A 21,986-nucleotide genomic window follows, 5' to 3' on the forward strand; every position below is an offset into this window, starting at 1 on the left:
ATTTAATCGTTTATGAGTTTATATTCAACTTGATTATTTATTACATGTTCTCCCGTGCTTGCTGCATATACCCTCTGCTCAATAGCGTGGGCAACATATTCGCTCGTTCTGAACATTTCCAAGAGATTCCAAGCCAGTTTGCAGATTTCGTCAACTCTGATAGTGTTCTCCTCGAACTGCCCATCTACATCCTGGTCTTGTATATATATATTTACATTTATAATCGCCGTTTGAAGCTGCGTTCCCTCATTAGCCAAGATGGAGATAACGACATCTTCCTTATGAGAATTATGCGGTCTCATCGTCTTTGACAGCTTGCCATTGACGTTGTTCATGAAACCGCTTTCGTTGATGTACCGGTAAACATCTGTCTTAATTGCTCCGTCTGATTTCATATCTTCCACTTGTTTATTTCATTAACTGCTGAGTCTATTGCTGTCTTCACACGCTGCTCTACAATGGATGTGGCCCATATCTTCGTTGAAGCGAGGACATCCTTGCTTTCCAAGGCTTCCACCTCTCCTGCGTATTCCATTCCGGCAACGACAACCAAAGCATAAACCCTGGAATATTCCTTTGCAAGGTCATTGATCATCTTCTTGCCCTTTGCAGAGCCGTCTGTGCCACTGAGAACCTGCGAAAAGGCTGATTCCATATATTTACTTCCCTGCTCGTACACTGCGAAGCCTATGGAACTTCTTAGGTTGCCCGTATGGTCTATCCAGCTTTCCTTGGCAGACCTGTTACGGATTCTAACCACAGATTCATCTCCTAGCTTGCTCAATGCTTTAAGCACATTCTCCTGTATCTTCCTTGCGGCTCTTTGTAGGAAGGCATCGAGAGCGGAAGCGCTGGTTGTCATTCTTATGCCCATATCTTACACTGAAGTTGATAACGATGAAATCCCTTGACCTTGATAATTACCTCCTCAGCCCCTAAAATATCTAGCTTGATAAAATCCCCATAAGAGAACTTTTCAATCCCTACGGGCAAGTTATGCACTTCGTAGGAGTAGTAATCAATAGAACCGTCAGATGTAACTAACTTGTTGGCCTCGCCAGCAGGAACTACATCACAAGTGCAGCAGAACTTCCACTCGGTCTTGCCCTGGTGATAATTTCCATCATCATCTGTATAGCCAGCTACCTTCTGCTGCCGGTATAGCTTTGAGGCATGAAAACTCAATAGACTCATCAGCAATTAATGTAAACTGTCGGCTTCGGAGTAAGTGAAACCTCCTCCTCGCCGATAGAGTTATATAAACGATTGACTTGAACTAATATAGCCTTTCGCTGGTCTTCCGAGAGAGAACCTATTGATTTGTCCGCTTCGGAGAAGCTAACGGCTTGTATGAGAGAAAGCAGACAGTCGGCAAGCGTTCCTTTGTAGGCGTCACTTCTGGCAACGTCACCAGTGAACTCTGATTCGATATCGAGGTCACGCTTGATGCAGGCGTTTTCCACGAAACCATAGGGGATAGGTATGTGTACCTCATCCACCAAAGCTTGTCCGACCGTCTTCATGATTACTCCTCAGCTTTAGCTGCCTTTTCCTTGAACTCCTTCTTCTTCACAGGAGGAAGCTCGTTATAGGCATCAATAACCTCCTTGTCGCTGGCGTCACTAGGAAGTGTAGCACCAAGAGCGTTGAGAGTTGTGATAGCCTCCGGCTTCTTGTAGGTCACATCAGAGATTGTTACCTTAGCGTCATCTGTATCTGCTTTCTCCTTTTCGGTATCAACCGAAACGTCTGGGTCTGCCAGCTTAGTATTAATCTGATAGATTGTGTCAACGTCCTCGATGACAGGCAAGCAGTATGCCTGCACCGCAGTTGTCTCACGCAACGGATCAGTTGTTGAATACTGAGAGATAAGCTTGTAATCAATCTGCTGATAGGTTACACCTGCCACTCTGTTGGTTGCCTCTGCTACCTGACCGTAAACGAGGGCACCAATCATCTGTGAGCAGACACCGATAATCATATTGTTGTTCCAAGGCTTAACACTCTTCTTCACGCCATCATGCTCTAAGCGGACGGTACGGTTGATAATGCGGAATGATACACCGGTCTCGTCCAAGAATGCTTCCTTGAATACGCTGGAAGTAGGAACCGGCAGCTTTGTGTTGGAGTCATAAGTCTGACCCTTATAGTTGGCAACAAGCTCGCGAGCGTCCTGTGCCTTCTTCAATTCGTCAAACTTAGCCTTTCCAATCCAGAAGATCAAGATGGTGTTGCCATCATTCGAAGCTCTCGCGATACATTCCTTCAAGTCTGCAACGGTAATACCAGTATCAACATTGTTGATGCCGAGCTGATTTTTCGGCAAGTACTGATACTTGATACGGAGCAACTCCTTTGGATTATCGTCGTCACGAACAGCTACGTAGCCGTTAGAAAGACCATACAGAAGGGCGTACTCATTACGCTCATCAACACCGACATTACAAGCTACCGGGTCCTGCGCCAACTTACGGCGAATCTCTGCTGTCTGACCGCCCTGTGCTTCCATGAGTCTGAGAGCGAGGATATCTGACTCCTTCAAGAATTTCTTCATACCAACCTTTGGCAGTTTGCCGTTGGCGGTTGAAATCTTGTCACGAGACTTCAAAGGAACCGGAGAATCCACTGCTACGTAGTCAGCAGCTACGTAAGAGGTATCAACTGTATCGGCTTCCCATTTGTTGTCGGTAGAATAAACGCGGCGGAGAATGGATGTATCTTTGTGGAGATACGTCATCTCGTTCTTGCGCTTACCATTAATCTTCTCAATCAATGTCTTCAGGATTGGGAAGAAACTCAAGATATACTTAAGAAATAAAGAACTCTGTTGCATAAATCACCTCCTTAACCGATTGCATCGTGTCCCCACTGAAGAGTAGGAACGGCTGTTTTCAAAGCTGCCTTGATCGTATCGACAGGATAAGGGACAGCCTTATCATTAGCCTCACCTGCCGTCATAACACCTACATGAGGGGTATCTGCAGGAGCAGTTGTCATGCAGATACCTACATACTCGTGATTTTCCGGCAATGAAGCATAAGCCTCACCTGTTACCGGCATAGGCTTGTACTCGCCAGACTTGGTATCACGAATGATAATGTGTCCACACTGGATGAACTCTCCAGAGAAACCTGTCATGTCAAGAATGACACCACCCATGATGCCATTCACGTAATTTCTGATGATTACAGACTCCTTGCCTGAATCATACGTTTCTGTCTTGCTTACGCCATACATAACTTTTAAAATTTAAAGATTACATTGTTTCGGCAAGCTCATCAATCTCATTGTCCTTGATAACCTCAACCTCATCCTTCTTAGGCTTTCTCTGAGCCGCAGGAGCACCAAGTTTTCCGAGACCTTCGTTAGCACGCTCTTGATCGATAGCTGCCAAGTCCTCCACAACACTGTCGTAGAAATCATCGAACTCAGATTCGTTCTCGAACTTCATCTTGTCGAAATTCTTCAAGACAGTCTTTCCGAACGTACCTTTGTCCTTAAGGAGTGCCTTCAGCTTAGAACGGCGGCCATCATTCTCACGCTCTGATTTCAAACCGAGGATTTCGGTCTGCAAGGCTTTGTTCTGAGTAATGAGTGCCTGCGCCCATGCTGGGACCTGCTCATCTTTCTCTCTCTTCTGTTTGCGGATTGGTTTCTTGTTGCCGGCAGGGTCATCATCATCGTCATCGACCTCGTCGTCATCCAAGTCTTGACTATCCTTAAAACTCTGGATAGTACGCTGCGCGGTCTTTTGCGCAATCTTAAGATAAGGAAGAACCGCATTAACCTGCTTTTCAATCTCTGCGTTTACATCCTCGTCTGAGGCTTCTTCATCGAGTTCTAAGTTATTGGCAACATCGGCAGCAATACCCTCTAACTCCTCTCTACTGAACCCCAACGCCTTTGATTTGGGTTTCAGAATAACTAAAACTTGCTTCGTTCTTTTTTTCATTCTAACTAAATATTTAATTGAACAATAAAATTCAAGAAATATCCCAGTACGAAGCGATAGCAATAAGTAATGCTGCAAAATTATAAAAAAAGTATTTAATCACCAAATATATTACAAGAAATATACTTAATGATTAAATACTTTATAGTTACATATAAATATTAGTCTGGATAATTAAGCTTATCCGGTCCAGCTGTGGATAGATATACGGAGAACATATCACATAGCTCTTTTGCTCCTTTTAAGTCGTTGAGCCTATAATTTCCGCATTCCACTTCCGATGCACCTGGAATCGTCTTTGATAGCGAACACGCTTTAAAAGCTTCCACTATCATTTCCTTTATTAGCTTTGAAGTCCATGTACCTTTAAGGATAAGATAAAAACCTGTAAGACATCCCATCGGACCAAAATACAGAACGGAATTGCTAAAAGGACTATCATTGCGTAGGTAGTCCGCCATCAAATGCTCTATTGTGTGCGCGACAGCAGGTGACATCATATCTTTGTTTGGCTTGCACACGCGAATATCGAATGTGGTAGCAGTCTCCATGCCCCATTTATCTACTCTCGAAACATAAAGACCTGGCTTCAGTTTCGTATGATCAACTTTAAAACTTGGTATCATTCTCTAATAATTTACAAACAACACTAAATGCCTTTTCGGCAAGACTATCCCAAAAACCTGCATACTGCTCGGTCTGGTTCGGCTCCAGGGGATTATCGCTAATAACTCGGATGGACGTAAAACCAATACCCTTCTTGTAGCATACCTGCGCGAGGGCAGCAGACTCCATGTCAATAGCACATACGTTATAAGAATTAGGAAGAAACTCCTTAATTGCCAATACCTGCTCCCTCGTAGTGACAAACTTATCTCCCGTAGCTATGGTTCCTAATCTGAATCTTTCATCCATATCAATCCAAGAGAAATCAGAAGGAAAGACTGCCGGCATACCTTGAACTTGACCATTGGCATTCGGCTCTCCGCAATATACATCGTGGTAGCAGTACGAATTGCCAATCACGACATTACCAGGTTTCAATCCCGCAACGGCAGCACCGGCACATCCTACCGAGATAACTCTTGTAACTTTGCTGGACGTATTCGACGAAAGAAATTCTGTCAAGCAAGATGCCGCATTAACCTTGCCAATACCAGACTTGATTAAAGCTATGTTTTGAACATTTTTGTAGTCAAGCCAATTCTTTGCAATCCATTCGCTGATAAGGTCGTATTCCTTATCCATAGCGGTAACTATGACAATCATTGCGCACCTCCTTTCGTTAGCTTAAGCTTCTTGCAACGGTTGTAAATAGCGTTCTCGTCCACGCCAATCTTGGTAGCAATGGCTTTTACCGGGTACTTACCATACATTCTGCGAATGATGAAATCCTCGTCAGCAGTAAACACGTGGCTCTTGCTGATACCCATTTCCTTCATCTTTCGATGGATGGCCCAATAATTACGATTGAGCTGCTTTGCAATCTCCGTTGTCGTCATCACCAAAGCGTTAACCTTGATGAACTCAATCTCTTCTGCACTAAAATGTTTTCCTCTACTCATTATTTAATATTTGGGTTCATTAAGCCGCCCAAGGCTTTCTTTCTCTTTCTGTTGTATCTTCTGTTTGCAGCAATCCTTTCAGCGTTCTCTTTACGATAGACTTCCATTCTTGCCAATAAATGTTCCTTATGCTCCTGGTAGTACCTTCTATGGTATTCACGGATATCTTCCTCACTTCTCGCCATGAACCTTGTCTTTTATAAGTTCGTACAGTGATGGGCTGAGTGCGCTCCATTGATCATTCTCGTCTTTCACGAGATAGAATCCATCAGGGACATAGAACTCTCGATTTTTCAACCTAACTATCAACGTCTGCTTCGTGCGGTCTCCGCTGACAGTCTTTACTAACTCTGAAACGTCCGGGCATTTCCATAATTCTTGGATGTTCTCGGAAGATACTTTAATTGCAATCATATCACTTGAACTTAATAATGAAAAACTCATGGTCCAACCACTTGCCTGGGCAAAGACCTTTCTTAGGCTTTCCGATGGTGATACTTTCAATCTCCTTTTCTACCTTTGGGCTATCGTCATAGTAGCCGTTCTTGAAGAGAACGTGAGTGAATGGTACGAACTTCATTGTACCATTATTCAGTTTCTCCTTGATAGTATTGGTGTCTATAAGCATCTCAAATGTCTTACCGATATGAAGCTTATCGTACTTATCGAAATCTTTGAATTCCTCATCCTTGATAAGGAGAAGGCGACTCATCCAAAAGTCTTTAATTACCCGATACTCTTCATTCTTTTCGCCCGACACTATCATATCGAACCATTCCTTGCTGACTGCAAGGGTAAGAACCTTCTTCTTTGCTTCTGATAAATACTTATCCATTACTTTAGTTAATCTTTCCATAAGCTAACTTATTTTCTCTCTGTTGCTACTACAAAGAAATCGTCACCAATGTATTTTCTTCTATTCAACTCTTTGCAAAGTACAGATGTATCAGCAAGGTTGATATGCTGGTTTACATACTCCTCCTTATCTGTGAAGGTAAGGAGTGTTTCATCTAGGTTACTTACTTCCTCTATATTCTCCACACTTTCCGAAAGAGATTTGATTTCTCCATGGATAAAGTCATACACATTTTTATCGATAACTTTCTGTCTTGTCAGAGTTTCGACTGCTGTTTGAATCTTTAAGATTGATTTTTGCATTTCTTGTTTCATGATCATATTTTTTTAGTTTATTTGAACTACCTAATATATCTCTAATATCGAAAGGATTTTTACCAGCCAACCTAGCAAGGCAATTCATTAGCTTACGAGAATATCTTGCAGTAATCTTTTCTGCCTTTACGATACGATGGTCAACTCTGCCATGACAACCACCTTTAGTGGCATAATACAAAGCCCATCTAGGCTCCCAGTATTGCTTTATCTTTGACAGCTCTTTAGAAATGTCCAAGCCTTTCAAGCGCATCAAGTCATATAAAAAACTGCCAGAGTGATACTTCATAATTTTCTTTGCCAACCTAACTTTCATATACTACTTCTTTTTATGACAAGGGCAGCTCTTGGCGTGGATAATAACATAAGCTCCATGTTCCCTGCCCACAAACAAGTAGTCATGCCCTTTCTTGGTGAATATTTTTATATTAAACTCTTCTTTTTCGTGTGGAGTTCCTAAGCTGAAAGAAACTCTAAAACCAATTACACCTATTAAGAAAATCAAAATGAGCAAAACGGCTGATTTGATTAAATCTAATATCTTATTCTTCATACGCTACTTATCGAATTTGTTGCCGACAACTACCATATCTTCAGAATGGTAGTGAACTAAGAAATCTTGACCAAAGCAGAAAGCAGCAGCTTTACTATCCCAATTAATATCACCTCTTCTTTCCGCATTGTTATCTTTGTGCATAACTATATCCCCCTCATAGATAGGTGTTCCATTCTTGTCTTTCAGTCCTGTGAACATACAGACTGTTGAAGGGTCAATTTGAGTCCAATACCAAGAATGTTCTTCTTTTTTGGCAATAAGAATACATAGGTTGTAATCCATGTCTCTTTGAAGAAAACCTTCTTTCCATTTTCCTGTTCCAAGTTCTTTAGCCTTAAACTTTATATTTTCTGTTTTCATAAGCTACTTCTTTTTCCAATATTTACCAATTAAATAACCGATAACTCCACCCATAAAAGCTATAAATAGAACAGCTATGGTAAATATAACATAAAATCCAAACATAACTATATCTTTTTAAGTTTTATTTTTATTGCCTTCAGATTTCTTTCACCTCCATCCCAGAAGCATGAACGTCTAAGATAGAAAGGTTGACCTTTAAGCCAAGGGAACTTATCATAGAAAGCCTTCCATTTAGCCTTTCCTGCGTTCAAAGAAGGTACTTCAATACAGCTTCTAGCATGGCAACTGCCAAAGACTAATGTATTATCACAAACGTTTTTATCCATAACTATTCCTCCAATTTTGGGCTCCAATATTTTGTTCCACAGTAATCTTCCCCACATAGCTCTCTACTGTTCTTATACTGACAATTAGAACAACTTCGCTCGCTCGGATTCCACAGCATAAAAGAAATTGCATTACGAAAACCTTGGTCATATATCTCTTGTTCAAATGCGTCAAAATCTTCCGTATAAGCTCCTTCTTCTTTTTGCTTGTTGAATTATTTCATCTATTTTTTCATTAATTTCCATAACTATTCCTCCACTTTAATACCGAATGGAGTTCCATCGGCAAATTTTACTCTATTAAAAACGTCTTCAAAACACATCATATCTTCTTCGTATATAATTCCGCTACTAGTTACTCTTGTAATACTATCCCAGATATTATTTGTATAATCATACGTCCACCCGAAAGGCTGATGTTTTTGCATTTCAGCCCAGCATTCTTTTTCATCCTTGAATGGACGGCACTTTGGTTCTGGCTTAACACGGTACTCTGTATTATTCCAAAACTCAATATCTTTTATTTTCGTCCAATCATTCGGAACATCTGTGCCTTCTACGGCACTTGGTTTTGTCCTACACTCAATTGCCTTTCCTTCTGCAAAAGCTTGCAAGAAAGGATAAAATTCTTTAGCTTGATTTCTGTCCATAACTTAGTCCTCCAACTTTATTTGAATGTTATCTAACCATTCCAATACCATGTCAATAGGCACAGATGGATCAAAGAGATTCCTTTTTCTATCATACACTTCTCTTCGAATATGAATGATTTCGTTTATTGCTGTTGTTGTGCTCATCGCTTATCCTCCTTTTTTTCTGTTTCTTTCTATATGCTTTAATTGCGCAATACTTATGTTGCCATATCGTTTATACATACCTTGGAGATATGCAATATAGCTAGCTAATGTTATTTTATCTGCATTCATATTCTCTTCTTTTTACCACCTGCGAATACTTGTACCATGTTTATCGCAGATTTAATATCTCTGTACCTGACACCACAAACTGTTGCCACTTTTTTAATTGCCTCATCCATTTTGAATTGCCTTGCCAAAAACTGATTATTCTTTATCAAGTTGACGATTTCTTCTTTCGTATGAATGCCTTTCCAAAATAGTTCGGTATGTGAGCCTCCTCTATCGTCATCTACAGAGAACGGAACACCATAATTTGTATAAACCTCTCCGTGATGTTTGATAACGTGGCGACCAGGATTCTTTCGGATATTATTTATCCAAGTTTCATTATCGCATTCTAGCCATATCTCATACTCTGCCCCTGTCAGCGTTTTGTCAATGCCAATAGGATAATGGCCGGAACACCCATTTGTTCCAAAATAAATAATCTCTGCCATATTCTCTTCTTTTTACCCTCTCCCTGTTACCAAGGAGAGGGCTATTAGTTACTCTGTTACTTCAATGTACTTAACGGGATTGTTCGGGTCTGCACAACATGCGTGCTGAATACACTCAAACTTACCATCATACACACATCCCTCACACATCAAAGTAGGGCCTGGAACTGTCTTGATCATAATTCTATTCTTTTTACCCTCTCCTGTAAAAGGATAGGCGGTTAGTTAATCTTTTTTCGGCTTAATACCCCATGCAAGGCATCCAAATCTAACATCAGTACTAATGTTTGAGCCATCAAAAACTCTCTCTTCTCCTCCAATAGACGTTAGGGTGATACCTATAGGCAATGAAGGGTAGAGATATAGCGGAATCAAACGAAGTCCAAGAGTATTTTTCTCTTTGGAAACCTTCTTATCAAATTCCTTCTTTGTAAGGTGTCCCTTGTCTAATTCAGATTGTAAACAAGAAATTTCTTTCTCAATATCTTCTTCGGATTGCCAACCCCCAAAATGCAAAGCCTTACATTGGTTTTCTGTGAGAGCATTCCAATCAATATCTTTCTTAAACTGTTCTTGAACTTTTTGCCAAGCATCATTGAGACTTTCCTTTTTAAATTCTTCGTCCCACTTTTTATATACTTGGATACACGCAATTTGATTTGCGAGCCATTTCAAAGTATTACTAACTTTGTCTTCTAATGAAATTTGTTCCATATTACTTTATATTTAATCCTATAAGGATGTTTAGTTACTAAATCTCATCAAACTCTTTCTGAAATCTCTGTTTTGTTTCATTCAGAAGCTGCTTGAATTTTGTTTTAAACTCTTCATCACACTCTGAAAGCCCACAAATAGCATCAGCAAGACTACTACGCATTGATTTTGGAGATATATTTAAGAGTTCATTTACTTTAGGAATTAAACTCTTTGCTAAGATATTTGCTCTTTCTAATTTTTCTGTATTCATATTCCTATCTATTTATATCCTTTGCAGGATGATTAACTAATCTTTTTGATACTATCAATTTCCGTACTCCATAGTACAAACTCTCTATTGGAGCGAGTGCCATCTTTCTTAGCAGGGTTGATTCTTACCTCAATCTTGCCAGTATAGCCACTACAACTTGTTTCCGGAACAATACTTTTAATCCAACAAACATCGCATCTGGAACAGCTAACTTTGTCGCCAACCTTGTATGGAAGACTTTCGATGTAATCATTTACGTAAGAACAAATCTCATCGTTAGCATCATTGATAATGCTTAGTTGTTTGTCAACCTTTACTTTTAATTCTTCTTTTGTCATATCTTTAAAATTATGTCCGAAGACGTTAAACATTTAACAATACTCTTTTGAGCTTTATTCGCAAATTCTCTTTTAACTCTTTAGCTTCACTCCAAGGTGTATATGTTGTGGTATAAAAATTATAACTACGTTCATCTACACAATGTAAGCCTGTTATGAGTAATTCTAACTCTTCGTTTGATAATATAACATTTTTATCCATACTGCTATTATTTATGCCTGAAGGCGGTTAGGATTTAACTATATAAAGTTGTTCATAAACAGTAGATTTCACTACAATAGGTTCAGAACCTAAGTCGTTATCATCTATCTTGATGGCAATTTCCATATCACCCTCTTCATCGTAAACATCTTGAAGCTGTTGAATAAATTCACTTATAAGCATACTATCATATTTTTATGCCCGAAGGCAATTAATAATTGCGTATTATCTCAACTTTCCACTCCTTAGAAGAGAACTTCTTTTTGAGGTTTTTAATTAAACTCTCGATCTCTTGAAGAGATTCAAAGGCATTAACTAAATCCCCTACTTGATACCAATAGCCCCATCTGTCTGGTTGCTTATCTATCTCCTTTTGAGTGAGTGGTCTAACAAACTCCCCTTTGATGGTTTGATATTCATTTGGAATTTCAATTCCACCCAAATATCCACTTACCGAGCTGTTATCACACACATTGCTTACTTTAATATACAATGTGGCATAATAATGTATTGCGCCACCACAAAGACCACAAAAAGAACTAATTTCTATATTCATTAGTCTCTTTTTGTCTTTAGTATAGCTACCCATAGTTGTATATGTTTTACCAGAGAGATTAAACTGAAATCCTTCTCCAATATTCTGAGGAATAGCCCCAGTTATCTTAGATATATCATATCCATTTTCTATTCGTAAATAGTTTGTATCCATACGCTTTACTTTTTACGATGATTAAACTTATCCTTGTAAGGACAATCATCGGCTACAGACTCTATATCGTAGCTTTCCCCTTGCAGCTTACAAGATATACAATCACCATATCCGAAATTCCACACAATAAAGTGTGGGCATTGGATTTCCTTACATATTTTCTCTATCTCATTCATACGATTACTCCTTAACTTCTTTAAAGATTACACTTTTATGGTCTGAACGTATTTTGATGCTACAAGGGTATTTACGCCATACTTCGCAATTAAACATCTTACTATCAAAGAAGCACCCTTTGCAAGATTCTTTATCTGTCTCAATAACTTCAAGAGTTATCTTTTCTCCAACTTTAATCTCGTTCATTCTTTGCCTTTTACAATATTGTACACTTGTTTTAACTCATCTGTTGATAAACGTTCAAAATCAGAAGAACTGATAACGTAGATGAGAGCCTTACAAAGATCCTCTTCTTCAATATCTGATATTTCCTTTTCTGTAGGAACAGATATTCTTCTAACATTCCATCTGTCACTACCGCATTGCCAGCCCGAATCTCTTCTAAATCTAGCGTTATTAACAACAATTTGAGTCTTTGTCACTTTATCAATTTTGGTAATACGTCTGTAAGACCCACCTGTAACTAGCACATCATCGCCAGCTTTCAAATCTTTAAGTTCTTTCATACCTAGCCCTCCACGTTATTTGTTGTACCTAACAATGATTCGTTGCCGATGTAAGGAATGCACTGCTTAAAAGCAAAATCTGTCATACTACGGCGGTTCATTATATGATATGGATTATTCCAAGTACTATCAAACTTCTCAAAGAACCCTGGGAACCATTCTTCTGTATCGGTATTTCTAACAAGCACCTTATCGAAAGGCTTGAACTCAACCTTTGGCTTCAAGTCCACAATCATTTTATGCTCACTATCCCAGCGTTTGCCTTCCTTTGCGAGAGCATCAAAGAGTTGCTGCTTTTCCGAGTCCGTGGCAAATCTTTTAATACGACTTACACGACTAAAAAATTCGCCTTCTACTTGGTTGATATATATATACTCATTACGCATATAAGCATGATAATATATCTTTCTAGTTAAACTAATTCCTCTGACAAGAACTATTGTACCCGAATCAGACATTACTATATCTCCATCCTTGAACTCAGGCTGTTTTTCAATCTACAAGGTCTCACGATTGAGTTTACCACCCAAGCGTTCCTCGATGGTGTTGATGTAGGTCTGAGCAAATTCTTTGTTATCTTCAATATGATAGTCTTGTACATTCTGCATTCCCAAACAAGATACATGTCTCTTTTTACTTGCACTAATCCAGTGTTTACCTTCAAATGTAGTATAATCATTTTTTGAGAAACCATTAAAGATTATATGGCTGTCGCTATCATTGCTAACTAGAATGTCTCCTTTCTTCCATGCGAACTTAGACCAGTCCCGCATTTCTTTAGATGGGAACAATAGAGGTTCTGCTTCTGCAAGATTAAAGTACTTGCCATTATTATAGAAAGAAGATGATTCAGCATGGTGATTTACTATTATTATAGTATCTTCGCTGCATATGCTTGAAGTATATACATCTCCAAATAAGGGAGACCACAACTTCGTATTTACTGGCTTATCCTTTAGGATTTCCACTACATTAATCTTTTCTTCCATATCTATCTTTCAATTAAGTTAGCTTTTAACTCTCTCAACTGGTTCAAAGCATCATCGAGAGCGTTATGATTATTATTCTCAAAGGTCTTCCACTCTTTAATGAACTCCTTTGCGGTTCTGATGTCTCTAGGTTGCCAAAACTTCCAGGGGGCTTCCATATTAAGATACTCACATATGTCTTTAATGCAAAACAGGTCCATTGCCCCTTTAGTCCACACTATAGTGTCTTCTGTATTGTATCTATTAAAGATTTGATATAGCTTATCTACTAAAAATTTGTAGCTATGGACAATATGAGTAGGCTTATTACTTTCTGGACTGTTCTTTTGCTGAATCCACCAGAGTAAAGTTTCTCCAGTGAATGTCCTTTCACAAGTATTCCAAGTTTTAGGTTCTGCTTGTATCAGATAACGATCTAATACATCGAAATTTTCATCTGCTGGTACTATGCCGATTTGAGTAATAGCAGCATCATTTCTTCTACCTAATGTTTCTATGTCTATTACAATATGTCTTGCTGTTTTCATAATCTATCAACTTGCTTTATAAAAATTGAACCACACCTTGTTGCTCTGCTTATCCTTATAAACATTACCTTCAAGGTCGAAATAAACTCGTTGCTTTTGATTGAATTTCTTTATCACTGGCTGATTATCTTTGTATGTCGTTACATCATACTCAACCAATGAAGAACCACGTTCATTCTTTGTTGGAGGATAACCTGATTCTCGTATGAAACGTACCTCAAACTCTTTATTTCCAATTTCAAAATTTGCTGTAGCCATAACCTTTATTTTATACTTTATACATTTATTCTCTATCTAAATAAAACGGGGAATATCGCAATATTCTCATTTCTCTTCTTATATTAATCTCAGCTAAACGATCAGCTTTATAAAGCTTAATATATAGCTTATCTTTAAGATATTGAATAAATTCAACAACAGAATATTCTTTCTTTTCCATAATCTAAACCATTTAAAGATGATAATAACTATTTGATACCCTTGCGCCCAAATCGAAGCAGCCCACGGCATCCGGCTTTAAGAAGCGTTTCTCTAACTTCTCCAAAGCCTCTTTATACTTCTGCTCCATGTGCTTGCAATGAAGTCTCTGAGCTAATTTAAGTTGCTCGACAACACCCTTGCGAGCAACTCTATATTGTTTATCCGACATCATAGCCTTCGTTCACATAGTTGATAACATGCTCTTGAGCTTGCTCATGCAAGTTATCAAAAGCGTCTTCTATAACTTTGGCTGTCTGATCGCCATTAAGGTTCTCCAACATTTCTCCAACCACTTCTTCCATCAAGCCTATTGGTAATGAGCAGAACTTATCAACTAAAAAGTTCTCCTGTTCACTGATGGTCATATTATCGAATAAATCCGATAAATCTACTTCAACTTTATAATCTGCCATAATCTTAATCGAAAATATGATGGTTCAACTTTCTCTTTCTGAGGTTTCTCTTAATCACTTCCATATCCTTGTGGTCGTTAGTGTGGTCCGCAAGAAGCTTGATGATTTCATAGATGTCATTTGCGTTATCCTCCAGGTTGGCGCAAATATTCTCATCACCGAAGAAACTCTTATTAAAGGGTTTCAAATGGAAGTAGTACTTTTTGGCTGCATCCTGCATCTGAGTGTAGTGCATCTTCTGCTCTTGCTTGTACTGAACGCTTAACAGCCTAAACATGCCCTGTTCTTCTTTGATGAGCTGATCCAATACATCTGTTACCATTGCAATCAAGCAGCCATTGACCTGCAGGCGTTGAATAATCTTTTCCTGCTTCAAGCCAGATGTTACACCAATCTCTGAGAGTGTAACCTTCAAATCGTTTACTGTAACTTTCTCTTTTCCCATTGTCTTACTTTTAATTGTCAAACCATAAACCTGCATATCTCCATTCCCAATGAAGGCAAGTGTCATTGGGCTTCTTGCCTTCACTATAGCATATCTCGGAAGCTATACAATTACTACATATATGCTTCATAATCATGGAAGTTTTGATATCATATAATCTAACTCCTTATCTGTAATATCCAGATTGTTCTTACGCTTGAACTTGATGATAGCATCAATTCCGACCTCGCCTTCAACCAACTGGTAGATGGCATCCTCATCAAATCCCTTGTCTAGAATCTTGATAAGCTCCATTCCCAAATCATGGATTTTCTGCTGAAACTCCTTTTTGAGGTCTGCGTTAATTCGCTCTAAAGCTTCTGCTTTCTGACTAAATCCGCATCCGCCCTCAATGGCGAAGTCGTTATTGATGTTCTGACACATCTGGTCAATGTCCTTGCTACCGAAGAACTGAGCGAAATAGGTATCGCCCTTCAAGGACTGTAGAATATCGATTTCTTCTTGCTTTGTCATAACTAATCCTCCTTTCTTTATTTATCAAATTCTTCACGCAACTCAATAAGTTTGTTTGTGAAATAAACCATAGTTTCTTTCAAAAGTGAAACCATGTCTTTGTGATTGAGTATGTCGCCAACCGCTGTGTAGTACTTAAGATTATCGTTCGCCTCAATAAGGTCAAATTCTCCACAGCTTGCCACATTGGTGTTGAAAGACTCTTCCTGGAAGAAGCCATTTTTTTTCTGGTAACGAATCACCAGGCTTCTGTTTCTTTCGACTCCTTTTAAATTCAAACAAACGTTAAGTGACTTAAAACCAAAATCGATATATTCTACCTCCCAATCAGGACAAACTGAAATTACATTAATAATCTTAATCTTGGCTGACTCAAGTGTATTCTTGATGTTCTTTCTAACCTCTTCCTTCTTTGTTTCAACTGAATTGTTCATAATCTTTATAATTTTAATTGGTTCAACTTACAAGGTAGGCTCTGAATAGTCAAAACTACTACCTCTTATCTATATGCAAAGGTACGAAAATTTTCTGATATATGCAAATATACTAACGATGATTTTAGTTAAAAATACTAAAATCATTAAATATATGCGGATATATCCGTAATTTTGCCAAATCAAAACTTCGAAGATTATGATAGATTTTAATGAACTTTTTAAAAGAAATGACGTTGGCAGCATCATAGGAGAGCTGAAACAACGCGTGTTGGATATTCCACTTTGGATTACCCTGTTATCTGAGTATGAGCCTATGCTCCATGAAATCGTAAACGACCACGTTGGCAGACAGGACAGAACTCTTGATGACGGAATTGTAGAAAAGGCAGCTAGATTGCCTGTCGGATTGGAGAAGCTTCTTACACGAAGAATCTCTGAATTTACAATGGCTATACCGGTCAAGCGTGTATATACGTATGATCAGGCTGACGAGGAACTGAAGACGATTGTTCGTGCCATCGAGAAAATCTACACCTGTGCACACATTGATGCCGTGAACATGCACAGAGCAAAGTGCTATTACGCCTCTTGTCAGATGTTCACACTTTGGTACACGCAGAAGAAGCCTAACAAGCTCTACGGGTTCGACAGTCAGTACAAACTGAAATGCAAGACATTCTCTCCAATGGACGGAGTTGACATCTATCCTTACTTTGATGAGTATGACGACTTGCTTGCTCTGTCATTCGAGTATAAGCGTAAGGTTACTGACACGGAACACACCTTCTTCGAGACATATACTGCAGACCATCATTACAAATGGGACCTGTCTTCAGACGATGAAGAGTCCGGATGGAATTTGGTGGATGATAATGAGATTTCTATCGACAAGATTCCAGCCGTTTTCTGGTACCGTCACAAGCCATGCTGGGAAGGATTGAAACCTATACGTGAGAATATCGAGTACACCATTTCCCGAAACAGCGATGTTGTGGCATACAATTCCGCTCCTGTCTTGAAGATTGCCGGTGCCATCGTTGGAATGGAGCGAAAGGGAGAGAGCAAGAGGGTGTATAGAGTCAGCGAAGACGGCGATGTTAGCTACGTGTCTTGGCAGCAGGCTATCGAGGCTCTTAAGTATCACGTTGACACTCTCGTCAAGCTTTTCTTCATGCAGTCTCAGATGCCGGACATCAGTTTCGAGAATATGAAGAGCCTTGGCAATATCGGCTATGATTCAAGAAAGACACTCCTCATGGATGCTCATCTTAAGATAGGAGAGGAGACTGGTGCCTGGATTGAAGGCTTTGAGAGAGAGGCCAACGTCATAAAGGCGTTCCTTTCCAAGATGAACACGAAGTGGGCAGCTAGAATGGATGAGATTACTATAGAGCACATCATCACTCCATTCATCCAGGAGGATGAGAATACCCAGATTGACAAATGGCTTAAGGCTAACGGCAACAAGCCTCTCGTCAGCCAGAAGGAATCTATTCAGCGTGCCGGTCTTTCCGATGATCCTGACAAGACTTTCAACGAGATTCAAGGAGAAGAGGAAGTAGAGGCCACAAGAACAGCAGCTTCTATGCCTAACTTATTCTCGGAGGAATAGCCATGAGAAAGAAGAAGGAAGAAGAGAAACTGCACTTTTGCCGTGAATGTGCTCATGCTACTGACTTTCATAGTATGAGCCTTAAAGGTCAGCCTATCCTAGCCAAATGCCCATATCAAGAATGGAGCGTTCTTCTCAACTGGGATTGCTGCCAACACTTTAAAATGAAATTGTATGAAAAAGCCAAAACTGCCTAATCAGAAAAAGGCATATAAAGACCTTGGCAAGAGACTGAACGCTTATACCCGGAAAATCATTTCCATATATGAGACTCTTGCCAAGGAGTCCGCTAAAATCGCCACCTCCACCGACTTCGATGGGGATGGCGAGTTCTCTTTTGATGATTACCCTAGAACAGAAAGGAAGGTGAACGCCTTGTTGGATTACTATTCAAACAATATGCAGGCATTGGTCTATAATGGCATATCGGACGAATGGAAGAATAGTAACACCCTGCAGGACCTACTTGCCAAAAGGGTAATCGGCACCTTTACTAGGAAGATAGCGGACGCAAAGCAGAAAGCTTACTTTGAGCACAACAACGCGGCAAAGAAGGCTTTCATAGAGAGAAAGATTAAAGGTCTAGGTCTTTCAGAAAGAATATGGAACCAGAGAGCTGATGTAAAGGAGGCTCTGGAGAAATCTCTGTCTGTCGGCATAGAGAAGGGTATGAGTGCTGTTAAACTCAGCAAGAAGATCAGCAAATACCTTAATGATTATCCATCACTTGCCAAAGCCTATAAGAAGAAATACGGCAAAGCCATAACCATTCAGAACTGCGAGTACAGAAGCGTGCGTCTGGCACGTAACGAGATAAACATGGCCTACCGTTCTGCCGAGCAGGAAAGATGGGCTAGGATGGACTATATTAAAGGCAAGGAGATAAAGACAACCAACAATCCTAGCCATAAGCACGATATGTGTGATTTGCTTGCAGGTGTCTATCCGAGTTATTTTCCTTGGGTTGGTTGGCACGTGAATTGTATGTGCTATGCCATCCCGGTAATTATGAGCGAAAAGGAGTATTGGAGCGGTAAACAGCCAAGCAATGCTATGCCTAAGAACTTCACAAATTGGGTAAATGATAATAAAGACAAGGTGAAGCAATCATCCTATATCACCCAATACGCTCGCTCTGAAAGGTCACAAAGGCAAGTTCGAATAGCTGCACAGAACTCACCAGAGGTAAGGGCAAGACTTCGAGAATTCATTAATGAGACAATGCAAACAAAATTTAGAGAGGTAGAGCTACCAGACGGTCAAACGGCTAGAAGACTTTATCTCAATAATAATAATGAGGAATTTGTGGTAGGACGAAATTTCTTTTCTGAAACGATGGCAAAGAATATTAGAAATAGAAGACTTAGCGAAACAATACAAATTGCAGCCGATGTAAACGAATGGTTTCCTACAGCAACATTTGACAGGATTGAGGAAGGTAACCATCATGATTTTCAGTTCAAAGTATTCCATGCTACTTATCAAGGAAAACGAATAGAATGTAAGGCTAAACTTACAAGTGAAAATATCCTTTATACTATGAGATTACTAAACTAAAAAGCAAGGGATTGGAAACCCTCCCGAAGTCTGCATCCGAAGACCGACGTGTGAGAGGTCTATCCAATCCCTATTTATCTTTCTCCTTTACCGCTGCAAAGGTAATATTTTATTTTGGAAAATCCAAATCTTTTTTCGAATTTTAATTGGTTCAAGCCCTCGCTGGTGCATTTAATGTCTTGTAAGCCTCGAAAGCCAATGTGCTCACGTGCTCACTGATGGTGGTGGAGATTGTCATAATGTCTCCCATAAGGAGCATCGTCTCTCCCTTTCCGACCTCTGTGATGAGACTCAAAAGGCAGTTGATTTCATCCTTAAGCGTCTCGGCTTTCTTTATCAGCGGTGTTGGCGGCTCGACCTTGACCTCTTCCTTCTTCTCACCAGACTGAGAAGCAATACACTTCTCAACAGCCTTCGGCACTCTCGGCTTCGGGAGGTTGCAGATGATGTTCTTCTCCTTCAATGCGAGAAGCCAGCGTCTGCCTCGCTCCGTCCAAAGAGGTCGTCTTGTGTACTTGCCCTTGATGACGTGTGTAGTCACCTCAGTTAGCTGATAGGTGGAGTAGGGACTTGTCAGCATCCACTCATAACCCTGGTTGAACGCAAGGCCAACCTCCTTCAGCTCTTCGTACAACTTCTGTGCGCTGCTCATGCCCAACTCCTTCGCCATCTGCGTAGTGGAATAGACACCCTTTGTCATGTCGCACTTCTGCACTCTCTTGAAGCATTCATCGATTCTCTCCTGGAGATCACCAGTGATTTCCTTCTGTCTTGTTAACCACTCCTGGTCCTTTTTAACTTCGACCAGCATTTCCTTTGCGAACTCTTTCAAGCTCATGTCTGCGTTTGTTGCCATAAGAATCTGTTTAAGCAACCATCGAGCTCATTTAATAAAGAAGGGCAGCCGCTCATTACGCCCTCAGATTCACCTCTGCTAGCGTCCCAGCTTCGGCAGGTCGTAACATTGCAGTTGCCCTATTTAGTAGGCTCTTAGACAAAATTACTACCTTTATCCTATATGCAAAGGTACGAAAATTTTGTCAGATTACCAAATCTTTTAACCTAAATTACGAATTTAATTTATTGGAAATCAGAGAGTTAGATTTGAGGTAAGCGATAAACTTATCAAGCATTCTTGACGTTCGCTCTCTAATATCCGTTTCTGTAAAATCTGTCAACGTCTGTGACAGCATTCGTAATTCGTGTATCTTAGTTCCAATCCTCTCGCCTGTGGATTTGAACTCACCATTATAATACTTAATCTTGTCAGCAAATCTGTAATCGGATGCCCGGATATTAACTCTTCGCTCCAATACCGATTTGTTTCCCAGCATTTCAAGAACCTCGTCACTCGACAATCCACCTTCCTTGACTTGTCTGTTCCTTGGGAAGATATGCTCAATATCATATACCGCGTCAAGAGGAAGCAATTCCTGGTTATCGAAAGAGAAAGCCCACCACACAATCATCGACTTCGTAATCGCACGAGTGTTTGAAAAACTGAAGTTGTTAAATTGCGAACGGAACAATTCCTCTTGGAATAGATAGTTCTCGAAAGCTATCTCTTTGTTCTCTATGATATTCACCATTTCGTTAAAGACCGGTGCTCGCAAGGCTGTTATTCCTGGGTTGCTGATAGCGTATGCCCAGATAAAGCCTATCAAACGATTCAAGAACAGATAGAACTTCTCGTTGTCTAGCATATTCTCAGCATTCTTATAGTGCATGAAATATACCGATACGATATAAGTCCATAAACTGTTAGGCGCATAATTCAATATAAACAAGCGCTTTAGTACATCCACGGAAAAACGGTCTTCATTCTGAGAATATACATCTTTCCAGAAGTCGGCTAGCAAGACAAGATTCTCTAAAGTCTGCTCTCGTCGAAGTAGGACATATCCATCTTTCTCATAGAACTTTCTAAGTCCTTCTGTCATAGAACTACGATTCGTCAGCAAAGCCCTCTCGTAGTACATATAGCGTGTAAACAACTCATCTAAAGGTGTTCCACGATATGGATGGAATATTTTAGTAACGAGTTCGTCAAGCTCTTTCCATGTAGTGATAAACTCTTCTTTCTTTCCGATGGATGAGTAGAACTTATAGAGCTGTGCCTTGAAGATGTCTGAGTCAGACAATGGCTTACCTCTATCATTAAGCGTCGAGAATATCCTAAGAGCAGTATCTTGAGATTCTGCCTCTATCGGAAGTAGCACACAGTTATTGAGAATGCGAGCTGGATATAATGCAAAGAAAGAAGGGTATTCTTCAATGAATTTTCCTATCTTGTCTTGAAAGTATCTGAAGTTGGTAGCATACCGGCTTTTCCCTTCTGATGTTCCTTTTCTGAGAATATCCATAAACTCTTCCTTGTCGTTATCAGTTGCAACCTCCGAATTTATCTTCAAGTCGTTTGGATCATATTCTCCGAACTCGTTTGCTCTCCAAATGCACTTTTCTATATCCTCTCGCATCTTGATTGAACGATTGTCTTTCATGTGCTCCAGGCGATTGTAGAAAGCTCGCAGTAAGAGAAGCAAGGTCGTAAGACGCTGCTGACCGTCAATGATTTCAAGTTTCCCTTCGTCATTACGGAATGTTACTATAGGACCGAGAAAGTAACTCTCTGAAGAATCGAAGCTGTCGCAGTTGTTATTCGGGAATGAAAAGGAAAATAAGTCTTCCCATAAGACCTTACATTCGTCTTCTCCCCAAGCATACGGACGCTGATAATCAGGAATCAAGAACGTAGCTTTTTTATCTTGAAAAAGATACTTTACGTTCTTTTGATCTACTATAAGCTTTGATGACATAGCAATTACATT

At 39.8% G+C, this 21,986-nt stretch carries 42 protein-coding genes; 3 read left to right on the forward strand and 39 right to left on the reverse strand.

The window, feature by feature from the left end:
- Positions 1-2: 2 nt before the first annotated feature.
- The 37 genes from ONT19_RS00345 to ONT19_RS00525 form a co-directional block, all read right to left on the reverse strand.
- The gene (locus ONT19_RS00345) at positions 3-395 is read right to left on the reverse strand and encodes a hypothetical protein (protein WP_264953327.1); all 393 of its coding nucleotides are present in this window, start codon (positions 393-395) and stop codon (positions 3-5) included.
- A complete protein-coding gene (locus ONT19_RS00350; RefSeq protein ID WP_254963420.1) occupies positions 392-874 on the reverse strand; it encodes a hypothetical protein in 483 nt (160 codons plus the stop codon). Before ONT19_RS00350 ends, ONT19_RS00345 begins: the two co-directional genes overlap by 4 nt.
- Positions 865-1,194 (reverse strand): hypothetical protein, encoded by a 330-nt coding sequence (locus ONT19_RS00355; RefSeq protein ID WP_264953329.1) that lies wholly within the window; start codon positions 1,192-1,194, stop codon positions 865-867. Before ONT19_RS00355 ends, ONT19_RS00350 begins: the two co-directional genes overlap by 10 nt.
- Positions 1,194-1,523: a hypothetical protein gene (locus ONT19_RS00360; protein WP_153079986.1), complete on the reverse strand. Its 330-nt coding sequence runs from the start codon at positions 1,521-1,523 to the stop codon at positions 1,194-1,196. The genes ONT19_RS00355 and ONT19_RS00360 overlap by 1 nt, the downstream gene beginning before the upstream one ends.
- 2 nt (positions 1,524-1,525) lie before the next feature.
- Positions 1,526-2,833 carry a major capsid protein gene (locus tag ONT19_RS00365; RefSeq protein ID WP_264953330.1) on the reverse strand — a complete coding sequence of 436 codons (1,308 nt, stop codon included), beginning with the start codon at positions 2,831-2,833 and terminating at the stop codon, positions 1,526-1,528.
- A gap of 11 nt (positions 2,834-2,844) precedes the next feature.
- Entirely contained in the window at positions 2,845-3,237 is a 393-nt protein-coding gene (locus ONT19_RS00370; RefSeq protein WP_264953331.1) for a hypothetical protein, read from the reverse strand.
- A 19-nt stretch (positions 3,238-3,256) separates the two neighbouring features.
- The gene (locus tag ONT19_RS00375) at positions 3,257-3,952 is read right to left on the reverse strand and encodes a hypothetical protein (RefSeq protein ID WP_254989243.1); all 696 of its coding nucleotides are present in this window, start codon (positions 3,950-3,952) and stop codon (positions 3,257-3,259) included.
- A gap of 161 nt (positions 3,953-4,113) precedes the next feature.
- Complete coding sequence (locus tag ONT19_RS00380; RefSeq protein ID WP_264953332.1) at positions 4,114-4,578, reverse strand: S-ribosylhomocysteine lyase; 465 nt, start codon at positions 4,576-4,578, stop codon at positions 4,114-4,116.
- Positions 4,562-5,221: a 5'-methylthioadenosine/S-adenosylhomocysteine nucleosidase gene (gene mtnN / locus ONT19_RS00385; RefSeq protein ID WP_264953333.1), complete on the reverse strand. Its 660-nt coding sequence runs from the start codon at positions 5,219-5,221 to the stop codon at positions 4,562-4,564. The genes ONT19_RS00380 and mtnN overlap by 17 nt, the downstream gene beginning before the upstream one ends.
- Entirely contained in the window at positions 5,218-5,517 is a 300-nt protein-coding gene (locus ONT19_RS00390) for a hypothetical protein (RefSeq protein ID WP_153079980.1), read from the reverse strand. Before ONT19_RS00390 ends, mtnN begins: the two co-directional genes overlap by 4 nt.
- Positions 5,517-5,702: a hypothetical protein gene (locus ONT19_RS00395; RefSeq protein WP_264953334.1), complete on the reverse strand. Its 186-nt coding sequence runs from the start codon at positions 5,700-5,702 to the stop codon at positions 5,517-5,519. Before ONT19_RS00395 ends, ONT19_RS00390 begins: the two co-directional genes overlap by 1 nt.
- A 230-nt stretch (positions 5,703-5,932) precedes the next feature.
- Positions 5,933-6,373 carry a hypothetical protein gene (locus tag ONT19_RS00400; protein WP_153119635.1) on the reverse strand — a complete coding sequence of 147 codons (441 nt, stop codon included), beginning with the start codon at positions 6,371-6,373 and terminating at the stop codon, positions 5,933-5,935.
- 8 nt (positions 6,374-6,381) lie between these two features.
- On the reverse strand, positions 6,382-6,603 hold the full coding sequence (locus ONT19_RS00405; protein WP_264953335.1) for a hypothetical protein: 222 nt from the start codon (positions 6,601-6,603) through the stop codon (positions 6,382-6,384).
- A 4-nt stretch (positions 6,604-6,607) separates the two neighbouring features.
- Positions 6,608-7,003 carry a hypothetical protein gene (locus ONT19_RS00410; protein WP_147379967.1) on the reverse strand — a complete coding sequence of 132 codons (396 nt, stop codon included), beginning with the start codon at positions 7,001-7,003 and terminating at the stop codon, positions 6,608-6,610.
- Positions 7,004-7,006: 3 nt separating this feature from the next.
- A complete protein-coding gene (locus tag ONT19_RS00415; protein ID WP_264953336.1) occupies positions 7,007-7,240 on the reverse strand; it encodes a hypothetical protein in 234 nt (77 codons plus the stop codon).
- 3 nt (positions 7,241-7,243) lie between these two features.
- A complete protein-coding gene (locus ONT19_RS00420; RefSeq protein WP_264953337.1) occupies positions 7,244-7,603 on the reverse strand; it encodes a YopX family protein in 360 nt (119 codons plus the stop codon).
- Positions 7,604-7,710: 107 nt separating this feature from the next.
- Positions 7,711-7,989, reverse strand: coding sequence for a hypothetical protein (locus tag ONT19_RS00425; RefSeq protein WP_264953338.1), 279 nt, complete (start codon positions 7,987-7,989; stop codon positions 7,711-7,713).
- Positions 7,990-8,180: 191 nt separating this feature from the next.
- Positions 8,181-8,582, reverse strand: a complete 402-nt coding sequence (locus ONT19_RS00430) for a hypothetical protein (protein ID WP_264953339.1) — start codon at positions 8,580-8,582, stop codon at positions 8,181-8,183.
- A 272-nt stretch (positions 8,583-8,854) separates the two neighbouring features.
- The gene (locus ONT19_RS00435) at positions 8,855-9,286 is read right to left on the reverse strand and encodes a hypothetical protein (protein ID WP_264953340.1); all 432 of its coding nucleotides are present in this window, start codon (positions 9,284-9,286) and stop codon (positions 8,855-8,857) included.
- Between the two features lie 48 nt (positions 9,287-9,334).
- Positions 9,335-9,466 carry a hypothetical protein gene (locus ONT19_RS00440; protein ID WP_264953341.1) on the reverse strand — a complete coding sequence of 44 codons (132 nt, stop codon included), beginning with the start codon at positions 9,464-9,466 and terminating at the stop codon, positions 9,335-9,337.
- 45 nt (positions 9,467-9,511) lie between these two features.
- Positions 9,512-10,000, reverse strand: a complete 489-nt coding sequence (locus tag ONT19_RS00445) for a hypothetical protein (protein ID WP_264953342.1) — start codon at positions 9,998-10,000, stop codon at positions 9,512-9,514.
- A gap of 37 nt (positions 10,001-10,037) precedes the next feature.
- Positions 10,038-10,253 carry a hypothetical protein gene (locus ONT19_RS00450; protein WP_264953343.1) on the reverse strand — a complete coding sequence of 72 codons (216 nt, stop codon included), beginning with the start codon at positions 10,251-10,253 and terminating at the stop codon, positions 10,038-10,040.
- Positions 10,254-10,285: 32 nt separating this feature from the next.
- Entirely contained in the window at positions 10,286-10,591 is a 306-nt protein-coding gene (locus tag ONT19_RS00455) for a hypothetical protein (protein WP_264953344.1), read from the reverse strand.
- Between the two features lie 25 nt (positions 10,592-10,616).
- A complete protein-coding gene (locus tag ONT19_RS00460; RefSeq protein ID WP_264953345.1) occupies positions 10,617-10,793 on the reverse strand; it encodes a hypothetical protein in 177 nt (58 codons plus the stop codon).
- A gap of 27 nt (positions 10,794-10,820) precedes the next feature.
- Positions 10,821-10,976 carry a hypothetical protein gene (locus ONT19_RS00465; protein WP_264953346.1) on the reverse strand — a complete coding sequence of 52 codons (156 nt, stop codon included), beginning with the start codon at positions 10,974-10,976 and terminating at the stop codon, positions 10,821-10,823.
- Positions 10,977-11,004: 28 nt separating this feature from the next.
- Positions 11,005-11,502, reverse strand: coding sequence for a hypothetical protein (locus tag ONT19_RS00470; protein ID WP_264953347.1), 498 nt, complete (start codon positions 11,500-11,502; stop codon positions 11,005-11,007).
- A 359-nt stretch (positions 11,503-11,861) separates the two neighbouring features.
- Positions 11,862-12,185 carry a beta barrel domain-containing protein gene (locus tag ONT19_RS00475; protein WP_264953348.1) on the reverse strand — a complete coding sequence of 108 codons (324 nt, stop codon included), beginning with the start codon at positions 12,183-12,185 and terminating at the stop codon, positions 11,862-11,864.
- 2 nt (positions 12,186-12,187) lie between these two features.
- Positions 12,188-12,643, reverse strand: a complete 456-nt coding sequence (locus ONT19_RS00480) for a hypothetical protein (RefSeq protein WP_264953349.1) — start codon at positions 12,641-12,643, stop codon at positions 12,188-12,190.
- A gap of 39 nt (positions 12,644-12,682) precedes the next feature.
- Complete coding sequence (locus ONT19_RS00485) at positions 12,683-13,174, reverse strand: hypothetical protein (RefSeq protein ID WP_264953350.1); 492 nt, start codon at positions 13,172-13,174, stop codon at positions 12,683-12,685.
- 2 nt (positions 13,175-13,176) lie between these two features.
- A complete protein-coding gene (locus ONT19_RS00490; protein WP_264953351.1) occupies positions 13,177-13,701 on the reverse strand; it encodes a 3'-5' exoribonuclease in 525 nt (174 codons plus the stop codon).
- Between the two features lie 6 nt (positions 13,702-13,707).
- The gene (locus tag ONT19_RS00495; RefSeq protein WP_254963365.1) at positions 13,708-13,959 is read right to left on the reverse strand and encodes a hypothetical protein; all 252 of its coding nucleotides are present in this window, start codon (positions 13,957-13,959) and stop codon (positions 13,708-13,710) included.
- Between the two features lie 25 nt (positions 13,960-13,984).
- Positions 13,985-14,140, reverse strand: coding sequence for a hypothetical protein (locus tag ONT19_RS00500; protein ID WP_254963363.1), 156 nt, complete (start codon positions 14,138-14,140; stop codon positions 13,985-13,987).
- Positions 14,141-14,152: 12 nt separating this feature from the next.
- Positions 14,153-14,353 (reverse strand): hypothetical protein, encoded by a 201-nt coding sequence (locus ONT19_RS00505; RefSeq protein WP_218414176.1) that lies wholly within the window; start codon positions 14,351-14,353, stop codon positions 14,153-14,155.
- Positions 14,340-14,594, reverse strand: a complete 255-nt coding sequence (locus tag ONT19_RS00510) for a hypothetical protein (protein WP_264953352.1) — start codon at positions 14,592-14,594, stop codon at positions 14,340-14,342. The genes ONT19_RS00505 and ONT19_RS00510 overlap by 14 nt, the downstream gene beginning before the upstream one ends.
- A gap of 4 nt (positions 14,595-14,598) precedes the next feature.
- On the reverse strand, positions 14,599-15,039 hold the full coding sequence (locus ONT19_RS00515) for a hypothetical protein (RefSeq protein WP_264953353.1): 441 nt from the start codon (positions 15,037-15,039) through the stop codon (positions 14,599-14,601).
- Between the two features lie 132 nt (positions 15,040-15,171).
- On the reverse strand, positions 15,172-15,552 hold the full coding sequence (locus ONT19_RS00520) for a hypothetical protein (protein WP_264953354.1): 381 nt from the start codon (positions 15,550-15,552) through the stop codon (positions 15,172-15,174).
- Positions 15,553-15,569: 17 nt separating this feature from the next.
- Positions 15,570-15,986 carry a hypothetical protein gene (locus ONT19_RS00525; RefSeq protein WP_264953355.1) on the reverse strand — a complete coding sequence of 139 codons (417 nt, stop codon included), beginning with the start codon at positions 15,984-15,986 and terminating at the stop codon, positions 15,570-15,572.
- A gap of 199 nt (positions 15,987-16,185) precedes the next feature.
- On the opposite strand from ONT19_RS00525, the gene ONT19_RS00530 reads away from it, so the two are divergent.
- Genes ONT19_RS00530 through ONT19_RS00540 form a run of 3 tightly spaced genes read left to right on the forward strand, consistent with a single transcriptional unit; the run spans position 16,186 to position 19,158 of the window.
- The gene (locus ONT19_RS00530) at positions 16,186-17,601 is read left to right on the forward strand and encodes a phage portal protein (protein WP_264953356.1); all 1,416 of its coding nucleotides are present in this window, start codon (positions 16,186-16,188) and stop codon (positions 17,599-17,601) included.
- Positions 17,602-17,603: 2 nt separating this feature from the next.
- A complete protein-coding gene (locus ONT19_RS00535) occupies positions 17,604-17,798 on the forward strand; it encodes a hypothetical protein (protein WP_218458637.1) in 195 nt (64 codons plus the stop codon).
- Positions 17,776-19,158 carry a hypothetical protein gene (locus ONT19_RS00540; protein ID WP_264953357.1) on the forward strand — a complete coding sequence of 461 codons (1,383 nt, stop codon included), beginning with the start codon at positions 17,776-17,778 and terminating at the stop codon, positions 19,156-19,158. The genes ONT19_RS00535 and ONT19_RS00540 overlap by 23 nt, the downstream gene beginning before the upstream one ends.
- 151 nt (positions 19,159-19,309) lie before the next feature.
- Here ONT19_RS00540 and ONT19_RS00545 read toward each other — a convergent pair whose 3' ends face one another.
- On the reverse strand, positions 19,310-20,014 hold the full coding sequence (locus ONT19_RS00545) for a phage antirepressor KilAC domain-containing protein (RefSeq protein ID WP_264953358.1): 705 nt from the start codon (positions 20,012-20,014) through the stop codon (positions 19,310-19,312).
- A 211-nt stretch (positions 20,015-20,225) separates the two neighbouring features.
- Entirely contained in the window at positions 20,226-21,974 is a 1,749-nt protein-coding gene (locus ONT19_RS00550; RefSeq protein ID WP_264953359.1) for a DUF262 domain-containing protein, read from the reverse strand.
- Positions 21,975-21,986: the final 12 nt, after the last annotated feature.

The organism is Segatella copri, from assembly GCF_026015625.1.
Taxonomy (GTDB): domain Bacteria; phylum Bacteroidota; class Bacteroidia; order Bacteroidales; family Bacteroidaceae; genus Prevotella; species Prevotella copri_H.

What these genes read in the sequence shown, in the direction of transcription:
- ONT19_RS00345 (WP_264953327.1), bottom strand. Translation starts at nt 395, where the DNA reads ATGAAATCAGACGGAGCAATTAAGACAGATGTTTACCGGTACATCAAC.
- ONT19_RS00350 (WP_254963420.1), bottom strand. Translation starts at nt 874, where the DNA reads ATGGGCATAAGAATGACAACCAGCGCTTCCGCTCTCGATGCCTTCCTA.
- ONT19_RS00355 (WP_264953329.1), bottom strand. Translation starts at nt 1,194, where the DNA reads ATGAGTCTATTGAGTTTTCATGCCTCAAAGCTATACCGGCAGCAGAAG.
- ONT19_RS00360 (WP_153079986.1), bottom strand. Translation starts at nt 1,523, where the DNA reads ATGAAGACGGTCGGACAAGCTTTGGTGGATGAGGTACACATACCTATC.
- ONT19_RS00365 (WP_264953330.1), bottom strand. Translation starts at nt 2,833, where the DNA reads ATGCAACAGAGTTCTTTATTTCTTAAGTATATCTTGAGTTTCTTCCCA.
- ONT19_RS00370 (WP_264953331.1), bottom strand. Translation starts at nt 3,237, where the DNA reads ATGTATGGCGTAAGCAAGACAGAAACGTATGATTCAGGCAAGGAGTCT.
- ONT19_RS00375 (WP_254989243.1), bottom strand. Translation starts at nt 3,952, where the DNA reads ATGAAAAAAAGAACGAAGCAAGTTTTAGTTATTCTGAAACCCAAATCA.
- ONT19_RS00380 (WP_264953332.1), bottom strand. Translation starts at nt 4,578, where the DNA reads ATGATACCAAGTTTTAAAGTTGATCATACGAAACTGAAGCCAGGTCTT.
- mtnN (WP_264953333.1), bottom strand. Translation starts at nt 5,221, where the DNA reads ATGATTGTCATAGTTACCGCTATGGATAAGGAATACGACCTTATCAGC.
- ONT19_RS00390 (WP_153079980.1), bottom strand. Translation starts at nt 5,517, where the DNA reads ATGAGTAGAGGAAAACATTTTAGTGCAGAAGAGATTGAGTTCATCAAG.
- ONT19_RS00395 (WP_264953334.1), bottom strand. Translation starts at nt 5,702, where the DNA reads ATGGCGAGAAGTGAGGAAGATATCCGTGAATACCATAGAAGGTACTAC.
- ONT19_RS00400 (WP_153119635.1), bottom strand. Translation starts at nt 6,373, where the DNA reads ATGGAAAGATTAACTAAAGTAATGGATAAGTATTTATCAGAAGCAAAG.
- ONT19_RS00410 (WP_147379967.1), bottom strand. Translation starts at nt 7,003, where the DNA reads ATGAAAGTTAGGTTGGCAAAGAAAATTATGAAGTATCACTCTGGCAGT.
- ONT19_RS00415 (WP_264953336.1), bottom strand. Translation starts at nt 7,240, where the DNA reads ATGAAGAATAAGATATTAGATTTAATCAAATCAGCCGTTTTGCTCATT.
- ONT19_RS00420 (WP_264953337.1), bottom strand. Translation starts at nt 7,603, where the DNA reads ATGAAAACAGAAAATATAAAGTTTAAGGCTAAAGAACTTGGAACAGGA.
- ONT19_RS00425 (WP_264953338.1), bottom strand. Translation starts at nt 7,989, where the DNA reads ATGTGGGGAAGATTACTGTGGAACAAAATATTGGAGCCCAAAATTGGA.
- ONT19_RS00430 (WP_264953339.1), bottom strand. Translation starts at nt 8,582, where the DNA reads ATGGACAGAAATCAAGCTAAAGAATTTTATCCTTTCTTGCAAGCTTTT.
- ONT19_RS00435 (WP_264953340.1), bottom strand. Translation starts at nt 9,286, where the DNA reads ATGGCAGAGATTATTTATTTTGGAACAAATGGGTGTTCCGGCCATTAT.
- ONT19_RS00440 (WP_264953341.1), bottom strand. Translation starts at nt 9,466, where the DNA reads ATGATCAAGACAGTTCCAGGCCCTACTTTGATGTGTGAGGGATGTGTG.
- ONT19_RS00445 (WP_264953342.1), bottom strand. Translation starts at nt 10,000, where the DNA reads ATGGAACAAATTTCATTAGAAGACAAAGTTAGTAATACTTTGAAATGG.
- ONT19_RS00450 (WP_264953343.1), bottom strand. Translation starts at nt 10,253, where the DNA reads ATGAATACAGAAAAATTAGAAAGAGCAAATATCTTAGCAAAGAGTTTA.
- ONT19_RS00455 (WP_264953344.1), bottom strand. Translation starts at nt 10,591, where the DNA reads ATGACAAAAGAAGAATTAAAAGTAAAGGTTGACAAACAACTAAGCATT.
- ONT19_RS00460 (WP_264953345.1), bottom strand. Translation starts at nt 10,793, where the DNA reads ATGGATAAAAATGTTATATTATCAAACGAAGAGTTAGAATTACTCATA.
- ONT19_RS00465 (WP_264953346.1), bottom strand. Translation starts at nt 10,976, where the DNA reads ATGCTTATAAGTGAATTTATTCAACAGCTTCAAGATGTTTACGATGAA.
- ONT19_RS00470 (WP_264953347.1), bottom strand. Translation starts at nt 11,502, where the DNA reads ATGGATACAAACTATTTACGAATAGAAAATGGATATGATATATCTAAG.
- ONT19_RS00475 (WP_264953348.1), bottom strand. Translation starts at nt 12,185, where the DNA reads ATGAAAGAACTTAAAGATTTGAAAGCTGGCGATGATGTGCTAGTTACA.
- ONT19_RS00480 (WP_264953349.1), bottom strand. Translation starts at nt 12,643, where the DNA reads ATGTCTGATTCGGGTACAATAGTTCTTGTCAGAGGAATTAGTTTAACT.
- ONT19_RS00485 (WP_264953350.1), bottom strand. Translation starts at nt 13,174, where the DNA reads ATGGAAGAAAAGATTAATGTAGTGGAAATCCTAAAGGATAAGCCAGTA.
- ONT19_RS00490 (WP_264953351.1), bottom strand. Translation starts at nt 13,701, where the DNA reads ATGAAAACAGCAAGACATATTGTAATAGACATAGAAACATTAGGTAGA.
- ONT19_RS00495 (WP_254963365.1), bottom strand. Translation starts at nt 13,959, where the DNA reads ATGGCTACAGCAAATTTTGAAATTGGAAATAAAGAGTTTGAGGTACGT.
- ONT19_RS00500 (WP_254963363.1), bottom strand. Translation starts at nt 14,140, where the DNA reads ATGGAAAAGAAAGAATATTCTGTTGTTGAATTTATTCAATATCTTAAA.
- ONT19_RS00505 (WP_218414176.1), bottom strand. Translation starts at nt 14,353, where the DNA reads ATGATGTCGGATAAACAATATAGAGTTGCTCGCAAGGGTGTTGTCGAG.
- ONT19_RS00510 (WP_264953352.1), bottom strand. Translation starts at nt 14,594, where the DNA reads ATGGCAGATTATAAAGTTGAAGTAGATTTATCGGATTTATTCGATAAT.
- ONT19_RS00515 (WP_264953353.1), bottom strand. Translation starts at nt 15,039, where the DNA reads ATGGGAAAAGAGAAAGTTACAGTAAACGATTTGAAGGTTACACTCTCA.
- ONT19_RS00520 (WP_264953354.1), bottom strand. Translation starts at nt 15,552, where the DNA reads ATGACAAAGCAAGAAGAAATCGATATTCTACAGTCCTTGAAGGGCGAT.
- ONT19_RS00525 (WP_264953355.1), bottom strand. Translation starts at nt 15,986, where the DNA reads ATGAACAATTCAGTTGAAACAAAGAAGGAAGAGGTTAGAAAGAACATC.
- ONT19_RS00530 (WP_264953356.1), top strand. Translation starts at nt 16,186, where the DNA reads ATGATAGATTTTAATGAACTTTTTAAAAGAAATGACGTTGGCAGCATC.
- ONT19_RS00535 (WP_218458637.1), top strand. Translation starts at nt 17,604, where the DNA reads ATGAGAAAGAAGAAGGAAGAAGAGAAACTGCACTTTTGCCGTGAATGT.
- ONT19_RS00540 (WP_264953357.1), top strand. Translation starts at nt 17,776, where the DNA reads ATGAAAAAGCCAAAACTGCCTAATCAGAAAAAGGCATATAAAGACCTT.
- ONT19_RS00545 (WP_264953358.1), bottom strand. Translation starts at nt 20,014, where the DNA reads ATGGCAACAAACGCAGACATGAGCTTGAAAGAGTTCGCAAAGGAAATG.
- ONT19_RS00550 (WP_264953359.1), bottom strand. Translation starts at nt 21,974, where the DNA reads ATGTCATCAAAGCTTATAGTAGATCAAAAGAACGTAAAGTATCTTTTT.